Here is a 597-nt window from a genome sequence, read left to right on the forward strand (position 1 = left end):
CAAAGTGAGTCCGGCGAAACAAATCAAACCTTGGTTGTTTGCGATACAGACCCTTTGGGGTTGTATGGTTAAGTGACTAAGCGTACACGGTGGATGCCTGGGCAGTCAGAGGCGATGAAGGACGTACTAACTTGCGATAAGCGGTGATGAGGCAGTAAGAGCCACTTGAGTCACCGATTTCCGAATGGGGAAACCCAGCTGCATAAGCAGTTATCATCAGGTGAATACATAGCCTGGTGAGGCGAACCGGGGGAACTGAAACATCTAAGTACCCCGAGGAAGAGAAATCAACCGAGATTCCGGCAGTAGCGGCGAGCGAAACCGGATTAGCCCTTAAGCGTTTTTTGTGTCAGGTGAAGGCTCTGGAAAGTGCCGCGATACAGGGTGACAGCCCCGTAACCGACGATACCTTAAACGTGAAAACGAGTAGGACGGGACACGTGTTATCTTGTCTGAAGATGGGGGGACCATCCTCCAAGGCTAAATACTCCTGACTGACCGATAGTGAACCAGTACCGTGAGGGAAAGGCGAAAAGAACCCCTGTGAGGGGAGTGAAATAGAACCTGAAACCGTGTACGTACAAGCAGTAGGAGCCC

At 51.3% G+C, this 597-nt stretch carries 1 rRNA gene; it reads left to right on the forward strand.

Annotated elements, in window-relative coordinates:
• Positions 1-66: 66 nt before the first annotated feature.
• Positions 67-597: ribosomal RNA gene (locus Q4579_RS23025) — 23S ribosomal RNA — on the forward strand; the annotation flags it as partial.

The organism is Photobacterium sp. 1_MG-2023, from assembly GCF_030547945.1.
GTDB lineage: Bacteria > Pseudomonadota > Gammaproteobacteria > Enterobacterales > Vibrionaceae > Photobacterium.